1 protein-coding gene is annotated in these 374 nt (G+C 66.6%); it reads left to right on the top strand.

Translation table 11 applies throughout. The annotated features are described in order from the left end of the window. Positions 1 to 374, top strand: a 374-nt coding sequence (locus tag BN358_RS28135) for a hypothetical protein (protein WP_040584268.1), incomplete at both ends; no start/stop codon positions are given.

Raw genomic sequence — 374 nt, 5'->3', positions numbered from 1 at the left:
TACGTCCTGCGGCGACGGACCGGCGCGGTCGCGGATCACTGCAGGTTCCGGTACAGCGTGACCTGGTTGAAGAACAACCGGTTGCTGTCCAGGCGGAGCTGCTCGCGCTCGAACTCGGCCTGCTGCCGGGCCCGGTCGCGGAGCTGCTCCTCGCGAGCCTGACGGCGCTGGAGCCGAGCAACCTCGGGGCCTCCGCGTGGCCGGCCCATTCGACCAGCGCTACGCCGAAGCGGAGCGCAACGCGGTCGAGGAATCCGGCCAGGGGAGTGGTCGTGGTGGATGGGGTCTGGACGTGTCGGGTTGCGACATCGGTAAACACGGAAGTATTCCTTCGTCTGGAAATGGGGTCGCCAAAGAAAGGCGCAGGAAAGACA

It is taken from the genome of Sedimentibacter sp. B4 (assembly GCF_000309315.1).
GTDB lineage: Bacteria > Bacillota > Clostridia > Tissierellales > Sedimentibacteraceae > Sedimentibacter > Sedimentibacter saalensis.
This window is presented reverse-complemented; position numbering and strand designations above follow the sequence as displayed.